Annotated in this window: 8 protein-coding genes and 1 riboswitch; of the genes, 4 read left to right on the top strand and 4 right to left on the bottom strand. The window is 67.5% G+C overall.

The features are described from left to right. Positions 1 to 108: 108 nt before the first annotated feature. The 4 genes from PGN16_RS14910 to PGN16_RS14890 all read left to right on the top strand — a co-directional run bounded on the left by PGN16_RS14910 (position 109) and on the right by PGN16_RS14890 (position 13,885). The gene (locus PGN16_RS14910; protein ID WP_443019646.1) at positions 109 to 9,129 is read left to right on the top strand and encodes a LysM peptidoglycan-binding domain-containing protein; all 9,021 of its coding nucleotides are present in this window, start codon (positions 109 to 111) and stop codon (positions 9,127 to 9,129) included. A 1,311-nt stretch (positions 9,130 to 10,440) separates the two neighbouring features. Continuing rightward, the gene (locus PGN16_RS14900) at positions 10,441 to 11,580 is read left to right on the top strand and encodes a tetratricopeptide repeat protein (RefSeq protein WP_335310154.1); all 1,140 of its coding nucleotides are present in this window, start codon (positions 10,441 to 10,443) and stop codon (positions 11,578 to 11,580) included. 159 nt (positions 11,581 to 11,739) lie between these two features. Next, the gene (locus tag PGN16_RS14895; protein WP_335310153.1) at positions 11,740 to 12,981 is read left to right on the top strand and encodes a threonine ammonia-lyase; all 1,242 of its coding nucleotides are present in this window, start codon (positions 11,740 to 11,742) and stop codon (positions 12,979 to 12,981) included. A gap of 145 nt (positions 12,982 to 13,126) precedes the next feature. Continuing rightward, positions 13,127 to 13,885, top strand: a complete 759-nt coding sequence (locus PGN16_RS14890) for an arginyltransferase (RefSeq protein WP_335310152.1) — start codon at positions 13,127 to 13,129, stop codon at positions 13,883 to 13,885. 221 nt (positions 13,886 to 14,106) lie between these two features. Here the strand turns inward: PGN16_RS14890 and PGN16_RS14885 are convergent, their stop codons facing one another. The 4 genes from PGN16_RS14885 to PGN16_RS14870 all read right to left on the bottom strand — a co-directional run bounded on the left by PGN16_RS14885 (position 14,107) and on the right by PGN16_RS14870 (position 18,574). After that, entirely contained in the window at positions 14,107 to 15,156 is a 1,050-nt protein-coding gene (locus PGN16_RS14885) for a threonine aldolase family protein (protein ID WP_335310151.1), read from the bottom strand. Between the two features lie 55 nt (positions 15,157 to 15,211). Continuing rightward, a riboswitch (SAM-I-IV-variant riboswitch) is annotated at positions 15,212 to 15,317 on the bottom strand. Positions 15,318 to 15,345: 28 nt separating this feature from the next. Next, entirely contained in the window at positions 15,346 to 16,146 is an 801-nt protein-coding gene (locus PGN16_RS14880; RefSeq protein ID WP_335310150.1) for a transglutaminase family protein, read from the bottom strand. Then, complete coding sequence (locus tag PGN16_RS14875; RefSeq protein WP_335310149.1) at positions 16,146 to 17,081, bottom strand: alpha-E domain-containing protein; 936 nt, start codon at positions 17,079 to 17,081, stop codon at positions 16,146 to 16,148. The genes PGN16_RS14880 and PGN16_RS14875 overlap by 1 nt, the downstream gene beginning before the upstream one ends. Next, positions 17,081 to 18,574 (bottom strand): circularly permuted type 2 ATP-grasp protein, encoded by a 1,494-nt coding sequence (locus PGN16_RS14870; RefSeq protein WP_335310147.1) that lies wholly within the window; start codon positions 18,572 to 18,574, stop codon positions 17,081 to 17,083. Before PGN16_RS14870 ends, PGN16_RS14875 begins: the two co-directional genes overlap by 1 nt. Positions 18,575 to 18,622: the final 48 nt, after the last annotated feature.

The raw sequence follows: 18,622 nt of genomic DNA, 5'->3' as shown, positions 1-18,622 counted from the left end.
CCGCTCGCGCAGCCTGTCCGACGGCGAAGATTCGCCTAAACTCCTGCCCGATCGTCCCGACAAGCCCTTCGACAACGGCATTCGCCGAACGTGCGAAGGGGCATTTCGATGGTGGCGATCTTCACGGGTGCGGAGCGCGGACTTGAACGCGGCTCGGGCACGATCCTCGGCAACGCAGGGCTGGTCGGGAACAGCGCCTTCGGCCAGGCGGGGCTGCAGGTGTTCGCCAACGCGGCGAACGGCAATCTGGTCGTCCGTCAGAAGGACGCGATGCTCGTCGGGCGCGGCCCGGACGCCAATGTCACCCGGACCTATAATAGCCTGGGCGGCAGCGGGAGCCTTGCCGGAAACAATTTCTGGGGTGCCGGCGAGCAGCGGCTCAACATCTCGAACGTCACCGCCACCGGGGGAACGGCGACGCTCGGCCGAGAGGATGGCTCGACCATCTCCTTCAATTGGGACGGTTCGAAATTCGTCTCGACCGATGGTGCCGGGGCCTATGACACGCTGCGCAAACAGGCCGATGGCTCATACGTCTTCACCGACGGTGCGACGCTCACCACCGAATATTACGGGCCGGATCAGGCGAATGGGTTCCAGCGGCTCTACAAGCGCGTCGACGCCGCCGGCATTGCACTCACCTTCGCTTACGATCCCGCGCTCGCGACGCGGCTGACGTCGATCACCGCCGACAACGGCGACACGGTCACCTTCACCTACGACACGGCGGATAGCGCACGCCCGCTCAAGATCCTGGCGACGACGGTCCGGTTCACCGACACGACCACCAATCAGGTCAAGCTGTACACCACCCGCTACGGCTACGATGCCGCAGGCAATCTGGCGTCGACCACCTGGGATCTCACCCCGGACGACAACAGCATTGCCGACGGCAAGATCTATCGCGTGGATTACACCTACGCGGACGGCAAGCTGTCGCGGATCGCCGGCTCGGACGGCAGCCAGCTAGATATTGGCTATAGCGCGGGCAAGGTCTCGACGTTGACCGAGACGGTCGGTGCCGGCGTGACGCGCACCACCACGATCGCGATCGGATCGAGCGAGAGCACCGTCACCGACGCGCTCGGGCAGGTCACGCGGATGACCTACAACGCCGACGGCACCCTGGCGTCGATCGTGGCGCCGCCGGCCGGCACTGGCGCGACCGCACAAGTCACCAGCTTCGAATACAATGCCAAGGGCGACGTCACCCGCGTCACCGATCCATTGGGTCGCATCACCAGCTTCACCTATGATGCGAACGGCAACGCGATTTCGGAGGTAGACCGGCTCGGCGTCACCGTCACGCGCACCTTCGACGCGCGTAACCGGCTGCTGACCGAGACACGGATCAGCTCCGACGCGAACTCGCCGGGGGCGGCACACACCGATCGTTACGTCTATAACGCCGCCGGGTTGCAGCGCTTCGCGATCAGCGGCGCGGGCCGCGTGACCGAGCGCCGGTACGACACTTACGGCAACGTCAGCGTCGCGCTGACCTATACCGATCAATTCTACGACCTGACCAATCTGTCGACCTCATCCGCGCCGAGCGAGGTGGACATGGCCAATTGGGTCAAGGGGCTGAGCGACCAGACCGCGGTCGAACAGACCGTGTATCAGCACGACATCCGCGGCAACGTCATCCGCCAGCTCGAATATGCGGCCTCGACCTCACCGGGCGTGCCGTCGGACGCGGAGAATTATCGCGAGATCGTCTACCGCTACGATCAGGCCGGGCGGCTGGTGGCGCGCACCCAGACGGGCGAGAATACCGAAACCTTCGTCTATGACGGCCTCGGCCGGCTCGTCGCCTCCACCGACGTGAACGGTGGCACGACGAACGTCCTGTTCGACGATGCGGCAACCAAGACGGTCGTCACCCTTGCCAACGGTCTGGTGCGTACCTCGACCTACAGCAAGACCGGTGAGCTGATCGCCAGCAGCGAAGCCGGCGAGTTGATGCTCAACGCCGAGACGATCGTCGTCAACGACCGTCTCGGACGGGCGCGCGTGATGTTCAGCCCGATCGGCACCAGAAGCTTCATGCTTTACGACCGGGTCGGACGAAAGATCGCCGACATCGGCGAACTCGGCGAGATCACCGAATATCGCTATGACGGCGCGGATCGCGTGATCGCGACGATCCGCTACGCCACGAAGCTGTCGGCCAACGCGCTGGCGACCGTCGCGGACGCCAGCCTCTCCCCCGACATCACCGACATCCGCCCCCCTGCCAGCACCTCCGACCTGTGGACGTGGCAGGTGTACGACGCCAAGGGTCGTGTGATCGAGACGATCGACGGCGCGGGCAACGCCGTCGCCAACAGCTATGACGCGTCAGACCGGCTGGTGATGGTCCGCGACTATGCGACGCAATTGACCGCGGCGCAGCTCGCCACGCTGCGCACCACGCCGCCCAGCGTTCAGGTCCTCCCCACCGAGACGACCGCAGATCGCGTGACGCGCAGCTTCTACGATGCGGACGGCAACCTGATCGGTTCGCTCGACGGCGCCGGCTATCTGCAGGTCATGACCTATGACGCGGCGGGCCATCGCATCGCCGAGACCGCTTATGCGCAGGCGGCCGGTCAGTCGGTCCGTGCCAGCGGCACGCTCGGCGAGATCCTCGCCACGATCACGCCGGGCAGCGCCGATCGCACCACGCGCTACGTGTACGACCGGCAAGGCTTTCTGCGGTTCGAGATCGATCCGCTGAACCATGTCGTCGAATATACCTATGCCAATTGGCCCGGCGGCACCGTCAACGGCAAGGTTCGCTCGACGATCAGCTACGCCGGGGTGATCGCCACGCCCGGCAGCTACACGATGGCGTCGGTGCGCGCGGCGCTGTCGACCGCCAATCTGACCTACAGCGCCGCCAATCGCACCAGTTTCGCGATCTACGACGCGGCGGGTCGGCTCGGATACGCGATCGCAGCGGACGGTGCGGTCGTACAATATCGCTACGACACGATGGGCGACGTCGTATCGACGACGCGCTTCGCCACGCTACGCCCGACCTCCGGGCGCCCGACCCATGCCGAACTCGACACCTGGGCGACCAACAACACCAACGCGACCCGCGACCGCACCAGCCGCAATTACTATTCGGACGCGCGCCAGCTTCGCTATGCGGTCGACGCCGAGGGCTATGTCACCCGCAACGATTACGACGCCGCCGGACGGTTGATCGCCACCGCGCGCTTCCCGAATGCGGTGACGGTCACCGCCACCACCACGGCATCGGCGCTGGCCGCAGCGCTGACGGGCACACCGGCGACCACGACCTTCGGCTATGATGTCATGGACCGGCTGCTGGCGCGGCGTGATCCGAACGGCATCTTCCACAGCTTCGTCTACAACGCCAATGGCACGATCGCGCAGGACGTCGTGGCGCAGGGCTCGGGCGACGAGCGCCGCACCCAGTTCGCCTATGACGGCGCCGGCCGCGTCATCACCACCACCGAAGCGCTCGGCACCAGTGCCCAGACCGTCCGGCAGACCAGCTACAACGCCTTTGGCGATGTCGTGACCGAGAGCGATCCGCTCGGCCGCACCACGACCAATGCCTATGATCGTCGTGGCCAGCTACAAAGCCGCACCGACGCCAATGGCGGCCTCGTCTCATACCTCTACAATGCCTTCGGAGAGCAGGTCGCGGCCGTCGACGCGCGGGGCAACCCGACCTTCAGCACCTACAACAGCGACGGGCAACTGGTCGCCACGCTCGACCCCGAAAACTACGTCACGAACTACACCTACAATCCGTTCGGCGAAGTCGCGACGGTCACGCGCCGGGCGAACAAGGCGATCGAGCGCCAATATGCGCCCGGCGAGACGCCCGCGCCATCGGCGTTCAACGTCGTCGCCAGCACGGCCGACGCGGTCACCAGCTTCGGCTACGATAAGCTCGGTCGCGTCACCACGACGACCGATGCCGAGGGCTTTGTCGAAACGACGCTCTACAATGCCTTTGGACAGGTACAACGGGTCACGAACAAGCTCGGCGGTGCCACCGATTACACCTATGATCGCCGTGGGCTGCTGACCGCCGAATATGTCGTCGCGCCGGTCTACAACGCGGCGGGCGAGCAGACCGCCTCCGGCTATTACGCGCATCAATATCGCTATGACGCGCGCGGCAATCGCACCCGCGATACCGAAGCGGCCGGGCTGCCCGAACAGCGGGTCACCAACTACGCGTACGATTCCGGCGACCGGCTGATCAGCAAGAGCGGCGGCGCGGTCCCGGTCGGACTGCCCGGCCAGACGACGACGGTTACCCCCACCGAAACCTACACCTATGACGCGCGCGGCAACCGCACCTCGATCACCGATGCGGTCGGCGCGCGAACGCAATTCTATTACGACAAGCTCGACCGCGTGATTGCCGAGCTGCGGACGTTCGGCGCGACGGGCAATTACATCGGCTCGACCGCGAGCACCGTCGGCGTGCTGACCTATCACGCCTATGACGCGAACGGGAACCGCGTCCGCACCCGCGTCTTCGACACGCCCGTGGCGCTCAACGCCCCCGGCAGCGGCGCGCCCGCGGCGCCGACCGGCGATTATCGCGAAACGCTCTACGCCTATGACAAGCTCAACAGGCTGACCACCACCACCGTCACCGGCATCCGCACCGGCGCGTGGAACGGGACGCAATATGCCTCTGTCGTCACGTCGCTGGTCACGACCCGCCAATATGACGCGACGGGCAATGTGGTCCGCACCACCGCGCCCGATGGCGGCCAGACCCTCTCCTACTACGATCGTGCCGGCCGCAAGATCGCCGAAGTCGACAAGGAGAATTATCTCACCACCTGGACCCGCGATGCAGAGGGCAATGCGGTGCTCGAGCGCCGCTCCGCCGCTCGCGTGTCCTCGCCCGCGGTCGGGACGGTGCCCGCGCTCGCCGCCAACGACGCCGCCGACCGGGTGACCGCCTTCACCTACGACCGCAAGGGACAGCGCCGGACCGAGGCACGCCGCAACGTTCTGGCCGCGACGGTCAATCCGACCACCGGCGCGATGACGACCGCCACGACCACCGCGACGATCGTCTACAGCTACAACGCGCTGGGCGAGGTCACGCGCAAGACCGAGGCGACCGGCGATTACGTCGACTATACCTATGACACCGCCGGCCGCCTGACCCGCGAGACGCGTGCGCCGTTCGCGGACCAGACCGCGACCACCGTCCGCCCGACCATCGACTATCGCTACGACGGGCTCGGCGACCTCGTCCGCACCGTCGAGGGCGGCACGCGCGTCACCAGCTATGTCTACGGCGCAGGCGGGCGGTTGCAGTCGAGCACCGACGCCGGCGGCACCACGCGCAACTATTTCTACGACGCGGTCGGTCGCAAGGTCGGAGAGAGCTACACACGATCCGGCGAACAGGAGGCGTATACCTACAAATACGACGCCGCCGGCCAGCTCACCTACCAGGGTTATGCCACCTACACTCCGGACAACGGCTGGTTCACGATCGGCAGCAACACGTCGTTCCAGTACAACGTCCATGGCGACATGGTCGCGCGCGCGGTCAACGGCGTGGTGCAGGAGCGGATCGATTACGATCGCGCCGGGCGGATCTGGCGCAGCAACAGCGACGACGGCGTCACGCGCGTCTACGTCTATGACGCCGCCGGCAACCAGACGCTGAAGATCGAGAGCGACGGCGCGGACCTGTCGACGCTGACCGTCGATCAGGCGCTCGCGCTCACCACCAACCAGGGCGCGGTGGCGATCGGCCTCGGCGGCGTCGGGCAGACGGTGACGACCTTCACCACCTACGACAAGCGCGGGATGGCGACCGCCACGATCCTGCCCGCACGCAGCGGCAGCACCGACACCAGCGCCTCCACCGCGCGGACCTACAATGCGTTCGGCGAGATCGCATCCGATACCGACGCGCTCGGGAACGTCACCAGCTATGCCTATAATGCGCTGGGCCGGCGCACCGTCATCACCCATCCGGTCGTCGGGGTGACGAGCGAGGCTGGCGTCACCACCCAGACCAACCCTGTCGAGCGGATGTTCTACGACATCTCGGGTCGGCTGGTCGCGACGCAGAACGCCAATGGCGCGACCACCACGCGCGCGCTTCAGGCGGGCACCGGCTACGGCAAAGGCGATCCGCTCGTCAGCGCGGAATGGCGGCCGTACGGCAGCGTCACCCGCAACGCCTATGACGTCTTCGGCGACCTGCGTATCGCCACCGATGCGCTCGGGCAGCAGCAGAAGATGACCTATGATGCGATGGGCCGGCTGGTGCAGTCGACGAGCGTCGACGGTTCGATCGACGGCTATGCCTATGACGCACTCGGTCGGCGCGTCTCGCACAGCAACTCCGGCTATCAGACGGTCGAGGGAACGTCATACGACGTAGAAGGCCGGGTCATCGCGGCGAGCAGTTTCGGCGGCGATGGCACCACGACCAGCTATATCTGGGACGCCAATGCCGTCACGACCGGGCTGGGCGCGTTCGGTGCCTGGGTCGAGACCACGACCTATGCCAACGGCCGCACGATCGTGGAGGCCACCGACAGCTTCGCACACCTCGTCACCCGCACCGATCTGGGCAGCCACGTCTTCAGCTATGGCTATGATCTGGGCGGGCGGATCAAGGCGATCACCACCGCCGACGAACAGACCCGCTACACCTATGCCAACACCGGGCTGGTCAGCACCGTCTCGGTCGGGCGCGGCGACGGCACGACCGTCGGCAGCGACTTCCTCACCACCGACTACGGCTATGACAAGCGCGGGCTCAAGACATCCGAGCTGACCCGCCACCATAAGACGAAGGAGGAGTTCCAGAACGGCGTCCGCACCGCGGTCGAGACCGTCGAGACGCTCCAGAACGCCACCGCCACCTATGACGCGATGCGCCGGATGACCGCGTGGAGCGATGCGGTCGATCGCGACGGCGCGCAGGCCAACCCCGCCAACCGCATCAACTATCTCTACGACGCGGTCGGCAACATCCGCCGCGCCGAGGTCACCTACAACAATCTCGACCCGAACGGCGCGTTCGTCGCGGGCGGTTATCAGGACCAGTGGTTCCGCTACGACACGCTGAACCGCGTCGTCACCAACAAGGGCGCGCTGGTCAATGGCGCGATCGTGCGCGGTGCGATCGGCAGCGACGTCACCTACGACGCCGCCGGCCGCCGCGCGACCGTCACCACCACTGTCTCGGGCACCACGCGGCGCGAGAGCTACAGCTATCTGCCCGAGGGGCAATTGTCGGGGGTCGCCTTCGGCACCGTCGCAGCCGACGGCACTTATCAGAGCGGCGGCACCTCCAGTCTCAGCTACGACGGCGCGGGTCGCCTCACCCGGCAGATCGACAGCGACGCGAGCGGCGTCGCCTATGACCGCAGCGTCACCTACAACGAGAAGGGCCAGGCGCTCAGCGAGACGGTGACCCAGCGCCAGGGCAGCGACACGATCGTCGCCAACACCACCACCGATTACGGCACCGGTGCCGCCTATGCGCTGGGCGCGCCGGTGACGGTCACCACCTCGGGCACGCGCAACGGTCAGGCGACGACCACCAGCCAGACCAGCTTCACCTACGAATATTTCGACGGCCCGCTGCAATCGACGATCACCTACAAGCCCGACGTCAACGGCTCCGTCAGCAACCTCACGCAGATCAGCTACACCGGGCAGGGCGTGCTGTTCTCCGCGCAGATCAGCGACGCCCGCCCGCGCAGCGTCAGCTATCAGGCCGATGCGCTGGGTCAGGTGATCCGCCGCGACGAGAGCGACAACCGCCCTGCGACCGGCGACCCGCACGAAGTGTGGTTCCGCTTCGACGGGCGCGAGCTGGGGCATGTCAGCAACAACGGCACGCTGGAGACCGACTATGCCACGTCGGTCGCCACCCGCACCGCCGCGCAAGGCACCGGCGCGTTCCGCAACGGCGCGACCACCGGCACCGCGGCGGCCGAGTTCGGTTCGGACTTCCAGCCGATCACCAGCTACGACCAGGGCAGCGCCGGCGGCATCTACACCGTGCGCAACGGCGACACGCTGCAGAGCATCGCGCGGCGGCTCTACGGCGACGAGACCTTGTGGTACAAGATCGCGCAGGCCAACGGCCTGTCGACGCAGACGCAATTGGTCGAGGGCCAGATCCTCAACCTGCCGCGCGGGGTGGTGCGCAACGCCAACTCCGCCACCAGCTTCCGCCCCTACGATCCCAACGCCGTCGTCGGCGACATCATCCCCGACGAGACCAGCCCCACCCAGCCGCAGCCGCAGGTCCGCAAGAAGAAGAACAAGTGCGGGTTCCTCAAGCTGATCCTGGTCGGACTGGCCTCCGCCATCGCTGGCGGATTGGCCGGACTGGCAGTCGGCTTGCTCACTGGCAGCACGATCGCCGCCGCTGCTGTGGGGGCGGCGGTGGCTTCTGCAGCGGGTCAGGGCGTCGCGATCGCGACCGGCTTGCAGGAGCGCTTCTCGTTCAAGGGCGTGGCGTTGGCCGCTCTTTCGGCGGGCGCCGGCGGTGATGCTCGATCTGGCGATCATCACCAATTTCGGGCTGGCGCTGACAATCCTGCTGCTGACCTTCTACGTCGCCAAGCCGGTGGAATTCTCCACTTTCCCCTCGCTGTTGCTGGTTGCGACGCTCTATCGCCTCGCGCTCAACGTCGCGGCGACGCGGCTGATCCTGACCGGGGCGAGCGCGGGCGAGGTGATCGGCTCGATCGGCACTTTCGCGGTGCAGGGCAATTTCGTCGTCGGGCTGGTGGTGTTCGCGATCCTCGTGGTCGTGCAGTTCATCGTCGTCACCTCGGGCGCGCAGCGCGTGTCGGAAGTGGCGGCGCGCTTCACGCTCGATTCGATGCCCGGCGCGCAGATGAGCATCGATGCCGACCTCAACATGGGGTTGATCGACCAGGCGGAGGCGGTGCGGCGACGCCGCGGGCTGGAGCGCGAGGCCAGCTTCTACGGCGCAATGGACGGCGCATCGAAGTTCGTGAAGGGCGATGCGATCGCGGGGATCATCATCCTGCTGATCGACATCATCGCCGGCTGGATCGTCGGCGTCCTGCAACTCGGGATGGAATGGGGCGACGCGCTCCAGCATTTCACCTTGCTGACGATCGGTGACGGGATCGCCGCGCAGCTCCCCGCGCTCATCATCTCGGTCGCGACCGGGATCATCGTCACGCGTTCGTCGGCCGATCGCGAATTGTCGGCGGAGGTGTTCAGCCAGCTCGCCTCGGTTCCGCGCATCCCGTTGATCGTAACGGCGGTGTTGATGGCGTTGCTGCTGCTGCCGGGGATGCCGAAATGGCCGATCGTCGCGATCGGCGGCCTTGCGTTCCTGGCGTGGCGGCGGCTCGGGCGGGTCGCGCCGGTCGCGGAAGCCGACGCCGACACCGAAGCGCCTGCCGACCAGCCCGCCGCGATCGATATCCGGCTGGGCGCCGAACTGGCGGAGGCGTGGAAGGCGCAGGAGCCGATCCTGCTGGAGCGGATCGAAGGACTACGCCGCGCCGCCGAACGCAGCTTCGGCATCGCCTTCCCTGCGGTTGCGATCATCGATGGGGCGGGACTGGGTGGCTACGGCTATGACATCCGCCTGTTCGGCGCGCGCTTCGCGGTCGGCGAGGCCCGTCCCGATCGGCTGCTGGCGATCGGCGCGCCGGGCAAGCCACCGACCCTGCCCGGGATCGCCACGACCGATCCCAGTTTCGGCCTGCCCGCCAGTTGGATCGAGCCGATCCACGAGCCTGCCGCGCGCGCCGCCGGACTGACGGTGGTCGATCCGATCACGGTGCTGATGACGCAATTCGCCGACGTGGTGAACGGCGAGATGGCGACCTTGCTCACCCGCCCGATCGTGACGCAGCTGATCGAGCAGGTCCGCACCCGTCAGCCCGCATTGATCGAGGAGTTGATCCCCACCACGCTCGGCATCCCCGACCTGCAACGCGTGCTGCAGAACCTGCTGGCGGAGGGCGTGTCGATCGCGAACATCGACCTGATCGTCGAGCATCTCGCCGATCTGGCGCGCCAGCATCGCGACCCCGGCGACCTGACCGAGCAGCTTCGTCAGCGGCTCAGCTACGCGATCTGCAACCAGTTGCGCGGCGATCATCACGATCTGGCGGTGCTCAGTCTCGATCCGCGCATCGAAAACCAGATCAGCGCCGGGCTGGCCAATGGCGGCGTCGCCGGATTGCCGATCGAGCCGGGCCTTGCCGAACGGCTGATCCGTCGCCTGTCCACGATGACGGAGGCAATGCACAAGGAAGGGCGCGCGCCGGTGCTATTGTGCGGCGGCGCGCTGCGACGGCATCTGAAAGCCTTCACGCGTCGCTCGATCCCGCGCCTGTCGGTGGTATCGGTCGACGAGATCCCGGTGCGCATCACGCTGCGCTCGTTCGACATCGTCAAGCTGGAGGGCTGATCCCGATGACCGCCGCCACCAACGCCCCGACCGAAGCGGACGCGTCGCTCGCGACGCTGCTCTCCTATATGGCGGTCGATCCGGCGAACCCGGCGCTTATCCTCGACACCGCCGAGGCCGCGCTCGACGCCGGACAGGTCGATCAGGCGCGCGCCCTGCTCGACCGCCTGCCTGATACGGACGCAGCGCTGCCCCGGGCGCGTCATCTGGTCGGCCTCGTCGCGTTGCAGTCGGCGCGCTTCGACGAAGCCGCGGCGACCTTTCGCACGCTGCTCGCCGACGGTTGCGACGCGCCCGCGCTTCGCTTCAACGCCGCATGGTCGCTGACCAAGGCCGGTGACGCGGGCGCGGCGCTGGACATCCTCGACGACGCGACCGCGCTTGTGCTGGCGCAGGCTGCGGCACTGCGGGTCAGCCTGCTCCACACCAGCGGCGAGCTGGACGCGGCGGAAAGTGCGGGCCGCCACTATCTGACCGTCCACCCCGGCCACCGCGGGCTGGCGGCGGCGATGTCGACGCTGGCGATCGATATCGAGGATGAGGCGCTTGCCGCCCAATGCGCTGCGCTCGCTCCCGATCACCCCGATGCGCTCGCGACGCTCGGCACGCTGGCGCTCGGGCGCGACGATGCGTCCGAAGCGGAGGCATTGTTCGACCGGGTGCTCGCGCGCGCGCCGCACGTCCCGCGTGCCTGGATCGGGCGTGGGCTTGCCGGGCTGATGAGCGGCAAGCCCGAACGGGCCGCCGACGACCTCGATCACGGCGCGACGTTGTTCGGCGATTACCTCGGCTCATGGATCGCCGCCGGTTGGGCGCATTTCGTCAGGCGCGATTATGCGACCAGCCGCGCGCGTTTCGACCATGCGCTGGCACTCGACCACAATTTCGCGGAAACACACGGCTCGCTCGCGGTGCTCGACATCCTCGACGGGGACGTGGGAAGTGCGCGCGAGCGGGTCGCCATCGCGTTACGGCTCGATCGCGAGTGCTTCTCCGGCGCCCTCGCCGCCGCGTTATTGGCAAGCGACAGCGGCGACGCGGCGAGCGCACGCGCGATTATCGAACGCGCGCTTCATACACCGATCGATGGCAGCCAGCGTACCGTCGCGCAGTCGCTCGCCAAAATGGGTATGACCTTGCGTTAGAGTTTTGCGCCGACCGGCCAGAGATGTTCGACGCCGCGCCACCGATTAGACCGGGCGCGCCCGGCCTTTATGTGATGACGTTAGTACCAGACCGGCCTCCCCATCCGGCAGCTTCGGGCAGGTGTTCCTTTCGCGACGGCCTTCCGCTACGCCTCCCTCATGGCAACCCAGCTCGTGACACCGCCCGCCCTGCCCGTTTCGATCGACGACGTGCGCGCCGCGCAGATTCGGATCGGCGACGCGGTCGTGCGGACGCCGACGCTGATCAGCCAGACGCTGTCGAAGCTGACCGGCGCGACCGTCTATCTGAAGTTTGAGAACCTGCAATTCACCGCCGCCTACAAGGAGCGCGGCGCGCTCAACACGTTGCTGCAACTCTCCGACGAGGCGCGCGCCAAGGGCGTGATCGCCGCCTCGGCGGGCAACCATGCGCAAGGCCTCGCCTATCACGGCAACCGTCTGGGCGTGCCGGTGACGATCGTGATGCCGCGCAACACGCCGGTGGTGAAGGTGGTGCAGACCCAGGGCCATGGCGCGACCGTGATCCTGGAGGGCGATACCTTCGACGCCGCCTATGCCCATGCGCGCGTGCTGGAGGCGGAGCGCGGCTTCACCTTCGTCCACCCGTTCGACGATCCGCGGATCATCGCGGGTCAGGGCACCGTCGCGCTGGAGATGCTGGAGGAGCATCCCGAGATCGACCTGCTGGTGGTGCCGATCGGCGGCGGCGGGCTGATCTCGGGCATGGCGACGGTCGCGCGCGCCGCGGATCGCCCGGTCGAGGTGGTCGGGGTCGAGGCCGAGCTGTATCCGTCGATGTACAATCGCATCAACGGCACCGACATGCCGTGCGCCGGCGATACGCTGGCCGAGGGAATCGCGGTCAAGGAACCGGGCGGGATCACCGCGCAGATGGTCGCGCAGCTCGTCGACGATATCGTGCTGGTCTCCGAACGCTATCTGGAGGAGGCGCTGAGCCTGTTGCTCCAGATCGAGAAGACCGTGGTCGAGGGTGCCGGCGCGGCGGGGCTCGCCGCGTTGCTCGCGCATCCCGAGCGGTTCCGCGGACGGACGATCGGCGTGGTGCTGTGCGGCGGCAATATCGACACCCGGCTGCTCGCCAACGTGCTGCTGCGCGATCTGGCACGGTCGGGGCGGCTGGCGCGGCTGCGGCTGCGGCTGCAGGATCAGCCGGGTGCGCTCTATAATGTGATGCGGGTCTTCGATCGTGAGCGGGTCAACATCATCGAAATCTATCACCAGCGCGTCTTCACCACCCTGCCTGCCAAGGGCCTGATCACCGACATCGAATGCGAGGCGCGCGATCGGGCGCATCTCGACGGGCTGATGGTCGGGCTGCGCGAGGCGGGGTTTGAGGTGAGCACCGTCGAACTGGCCTGAAACGGTCCACCTCTTTCGTGGTAAAGCGGCTTTTCACCGGATGTGCGACATCGCATATGAAGGCTTTGGCGCGTAAGCGCGCCGCGGCGAAGATGGATCGTGGCATGGACAGGGGCTGGGACAGCGAAGGAAAGGGTCGGTACGCATGACGGCACCGTTCCGCTTCCCGCGCTTCTTCGTCACCAGTCCGCAACCGTGCCCGTATCTGCCGGGTCGGCAGGAACGGAAAGTGTTCACCGAACTGTCCGGCCCCGAAGCCGGCGAGCTGAACGACGCGCTCGGCCGGATCGGTTTCCGCCGCAGCCAGTCGGTCGCCTATCGCCCGAGCTGCGCGGGCTGCGCCGCCTGCGTCTCGGTGCGGGTGCGGACGCACGAGTTCGAGGCCAATGCCACGCAGCGCAAGCTGATGCGGCGTCACGCCGACCTCGACGTCGCGGCGTGCCGGCCATGGGCGACCGACGAGCAATATACGCTGATGCGCCGCTATCTGTCGGCGCGGCATCCCGGCGGCGGGATGGCGGCGATGGACGAGAGCGACTTCGCCGACATGATCGAGCATTCGCCGGTCAATTCGGTGGTGGTCGAATATCGCGAGCCGTCCGATGGCGGGCGGCCGGGCAAATTGGTCGGCTGTTGCCTGACCGACCGGCAGGCGGACGGGCTGTCGATGGTCTACAGCTTCTTCGATACCGATCAGGACGCGCGCCCGGCGCTCGGCAATTACATCATCCTCGATCACATCGCGCGCGCGCGCGAAGCGGGGCTACCGTATGTGTATCTCGGTTATTGGGTGAAGGGCTCGCAGCGGATGGCGTACAAGACGCGCTATCGGCCGATCGAGATGCTCGGCACGCATGGCTGGGTGTTGATGCCCGACGAAGCGATGGAGCCGATGTCCGTTTGAAGACCGTCGTCCCGGACTTGATCCGGGACCCCCGCTTCTTTCCGACCGGAGCCGAGAAAGCGGGACCCCGGATCAGGTCCGGGGTGACGGAAGAGGGGCGGGCGCGGCAAGCGTGTGAATGAACGGCTGGGGTTTCCCTCGCCGTCATTGCGAGCGGAGCGAAGCAATCCAGCGCCGGACCGGGACGCCCTGGATTGCTTCGCTCCGCTCGCAATGACGGATCATGCCAGCGCGCGCACCTCGCACGCCGCGCGAATATCGGCGGCGAGCTGGTCGACACGCACCGGGTCGGCGTCCCATGCGAACATGAAGCGCGCGCCGCCGCCGATGAAGGTATAGAAGCGCCAGCCCCGCGCGCGCAACTCGTCGAGCACCGCCTCAGGCGCGACGAGAAATACCGAGTTGGCCTGCACCGGGAACAGCAATTGCACCGCCGGCAGATCGGCGACCCGCGCCGCCAGCCGCTCGGCGCAGGCGTTGCCGTGCTCGGCGTTGCGCAGCCACGCGCCGCTCTCGATCAGCCCGATCCATGGTGCCGACAGGAAGCGCATCTTCGAGGCGAGCTGCCCGGCCTGTTTGCAGCGGTAATCGAAGTCCTCGGCAAGCGCGCGGTCGAAGAAGATCACCGCCTCGCCGACCATCAGCCCGTTCTTGGTCCCGCCGAAGCACAAGACGTCGACCCCCGCCTCCCAGGTGATCGCGGCGGGGGTGCAGCCAAGCGCGGCGCAGGCGTGGGCGAAGCGCGCGCCGTCCATGTGCAGCTTGAGCCCCAGTTCGCGGCACACCGCCGAGATCGCGCGTACCTCGGCGACCGAATAGACTTGGCCCGTTTCGGTCGGCTGGGTGATGGTGACGACGCGCGGCTTGGGGAAGTGGATGTCGGAGCGGCTGTTCGCGAGCGTGCGGATCGCCTCGGGGGTCAGCTTGCCGTCCGCCGATGGCGCGAGCAGCAGCTTGGAGCCGTTCGAGAAGAATTCGGGCGCGCCGCATTCGTCGGTTTCGACATGCGCCGCCGACGAGCAGATGACGCTGTGATAGCTCTGGCACAGCGACGCGAGCGCGAGCGAGTTGGCGGCGGTGCCGTTGAAGACGAAGAAGACCTCCGCATCGGTTTCGAACAGCGTCCGGAAGCTGTCGGAGGCGCGCTGCGTCCAGCCGTCGTCACCATAGGCGACCGCCGAGCCGGCGTTGGCGGCGAGCATCGCCTCCAGCGCCTCCGGGCAGGCTCCGGCGTAATTGTCGCTGGCGAATTGCTGGGGCTGGGTCGTCACGGTCGCTGATCCTGTTGCTCGGTTCGGGCATCAGGAGTCGGAACGATATGTGGCGAGAGGTCCCGTTGGTTGCCGGTCCGGCCACATCCCCCCATCGCTGGAGGCGCCACCTTGCTCGGGAGCAGGTTGGCGTCGAACTAGGTCGACTCTTGATGTTGTCGCGGGCGGTATACGATCCGGGGCGTGCGGTCAATCCTGTCCGCTGACCTGCACCTCGACGTCGAGGCATTCGCGGCCCTCGCCCAGCCGCGAGCCCGCGACCGGCGAGCAGCCGGCGGCGTCGAGCGCGACCGCGACGCGCACGTGATGCGCCTCGGGCGACAGGCCGAGCGTCGGGTCGAATCCGACCCAGCCGAGCCCGTCGACCCAAGCGTCCGCCCAGCCATGCGGCGTCGGTCGACCGTTGGGGAGCGCATCGCAATAGCCGGTGACGTAGCGTGCCGGGAAACCCGCGGCACGCGCCGCGGCGACGAAAACCTGCGCCAGATCGCGCGCGGTGGCGGTATCGCGCGCGAAGGCGGCGGTGACGGTCAGCCCGGGCTCGGGGCGCCCGTCGACCACCGTGAACCGCTCATGCACCGCGGCATTGAGCGCGTGGAGCGCGGCGATCGGCGCGCGTCCTTCGGTCGTCGCCTGCGCAAAGGCGGCGAGCGCCGGCTCCGCATGGGTCGCAGGCGTGCTGCGCAGGTAGAGCGCGGCGGGCAGCGGCTCGAACGTACCGTGCAGCACGCCGCTCGACGAACTCGTCACCACCTCGCCCGCGACGCTGATCTCGATCCCCGACAGCGGGCCCTCGGCGTAGAGCATCGTGGTGATGTTGCCGAAACCGTCGCGATGCTCGCGCAGACGCGCGTCGCAGTCGATGTTGATGTCCCACGCTGCGACCGTCTGGTCGTGCGTGTTGCGCGGGGTCATGCGCAGCAATTGCACGACACGCCCCTGTGGCGCGGTGAAACGATAGGTGGTGCGGTGGTCGATCGTCAGGCGCATCAGTGGAACTTGAACTGACGGCCGATCGCGTCGTGCAATTGCGCGTTCTCGACGATCAGGGCCTGAAGATGCTGGTGGAGCCCGGCGGCGATCACGTCGCCGGTGCGGGTGCGCGCGACGCGGGCCTGCCGCGTGCGCGCCATCCGGTCGGCCTCGCCCTGCGTGCCGCTCGCGCGCGCCAGTGCGGTGAGCGCGGCGACCGTCTCCTCGATCGAGGCGGCGAGGCTGCGCGGCAATTCGGCGCGGCTGAGCAACAGGTCGATGACGTTGGTCGGATTGAGCCCGTCGTTGTAGAGCCAGCGGAAGGCGGTGACCGCCGACACGGTCTGGAGGATCGTCGTCCATTGGTCGCGATCGACCGTCCCGCCGACCCGTTCGCCCTCGGGCAGCAGGATATGGTATTTTACGTCGAGCAGCCGCGCGGTGTTGTCGGTGCGCTCGACCGCCTGTCCGAGCCGGATGAACGAGGTCGTCTGGTTACGCAGCATCCGGTGCACCGCGCCCTCGAAGCCGCGCGTCTCGGCCTTCACCGCATCGACGACCCCGAGCACCGCGGTCGGATCGAGCCGCCCGATCCGCTGGTCGAAGATCAGCCACGCGCCGTTGATCGCCTGCCACGCCTCGCGGCTGAGTGCGGTGCGCACCGCGCGCGCATTGTCGCGCGCCATCGCGAGGCAGCGCAGGATCGAGCCGGGATGCGTACCGTCGGCGAGCAGGAAATGCGCGACCTCTTCGCGGCTCAACGCCTGGCCGCCGGCCGCGAAGGCGTCGGCGGTTTCGCTGACCGCGAGCGCGGTGCGCCACGCATCCTCACCCGCCGAACGCGGGGAAAGCACGTCGAGGCGCAGCGTCGCCTCGATCAGCCGCGCGACGAAATCGGCGCGCTCGACATAGCGGCCCAGCCAGTAGAGCGACGCGGCGGTGCGGCTGAGCATCAGCGCTGCCCTCCGCCGAGCGTCTGGGTCATGTTCCCCATCGTCTGCGTCATGCCGCGCGGTTCGTCCATCAGCACGAAGCTGTCCTTGGTCCCGCCGCCCTGCGACGAGTTGACGACCAGCGAGCCCTCGCGCAGCGCAACGCGGGTCAGCCCGCCGGGGACGACCTGCACGCCCTTCGCGCCGGTCAGCACGAACGGGCGGAAATCGACGTGGCGCGGCGCGACGCCCTGCTCGACCAGCGTCGGCACGGTCGACAGCGCCAGCGTCGGCTGCGCGATATAGCGTTCGGGTTCGGCGACCAGCGCGGCGCGGAAGCGCTCGATCTCGGCCGACGAGGCGGTGGGGCCGACCAGCATCCCGTAACCGCCTGACCCGTCGACCAGCTTGACGACCAGCTCATCGAGATGGTCGAGGACGTATTTCAACGCCTGCGGCTCACGGCAGCGATAGGTTTCCACGTTCGGCAGCCGCGCATCACCGCCCGAGTAATATTTCACGATCTCGGGCATGTAGCTGTAGATCGCCTTGTCGTCGGCAATGCCGTTGCCCGGCGCGTTGATGATCGCGACATTGCCCGCCGCATAGGCGGCGATCAGCCCCGGCACGCCGAGCATCGAATCGGGGCGGAAGACGAGCGGATCGAGATAATCGTCGTCGACGCGGCGGTAGATGACGTCGACGCGCACGCGGCCCTCGATCGTACGCATGTAGACGACGTCGTCATCGACGACGAGATCGGCGGCTTCGACCAGTTCGACCCCCATCGAGTCGGCAAGGAAGCTGTGCTCGTAATAGGCCGAATTGTAATGGCCCGGCGTCAGCACCACGCAGGTCGGGCGCGGGCCACCGCAACCGCGCGGCGCGACCGAGCGCATGGTCTCGAGCAGCCGATCGGGATAGCTGTCGACCGCCGCGACGCGGAACTTCGCGAACAGCTCGGGGCACAGCCGCACCATCGCCTCGCGGTTCTCCAGCATGTAGCTGACCCCCGAGGGCGTGCGGGCATTGTCCTCCAGTACGAAGAAATCGTCGGGGCCGGTGCGGACGAGATCGATCCCGCAGATATGCGCCCAGACATCGTGCGGCGGGCGGATGCCGGCGATCTCGGGACGGAATTGCGCGTTGCCGAGGATCAGGTCGGCGGGCAGCACGCCGTCGCGCAGGATCTTCTGGTCGCCGTAGATGTCGACGAGGAAGGCGTTGATCGCCTCGACGCGCTGGACCAGCCCTTCGGACAGCCGCGCCCATTCGTCGGCGAGGAAGACGCGCGGCACGATGTCGAACGGAATGATCCGCTCGCCCGCCTCGCTCTCGCCATAGACCGCGAAGGTGATGCCGAGTTGACGGAAGGTCGCTTCGGCCGATTGCTGGCGACGGCGCAACTCGCCGTCGGGCGTGTCGGCCAGCCAGCGACACAATTCCCGCAACTCGGGGCGCGCGCCCTCGGCGCTGCTGGCCCCCATGATCTCGTCGAACGCCGTTGTCCCCATTTGCCCCCTGCAACGTCCGACGATCGGATTCGTCGCATGCTGAGCGAG

The organism is Sphingomonas phyllosphaerae, assembly GCF_036946485.1.
Lineage (GTDB): Bacteria > Pseudomonadota > Alphaproteobacteria > Sphingomonadales > Sphingomonadaceae > Sphingomonas > Sphingomonas phyllosphaerae_E.
Note: the sequence above shows the minus strand (reverse complement) of the source record. Positions and strands in the feature narration are given on the sequence as shown.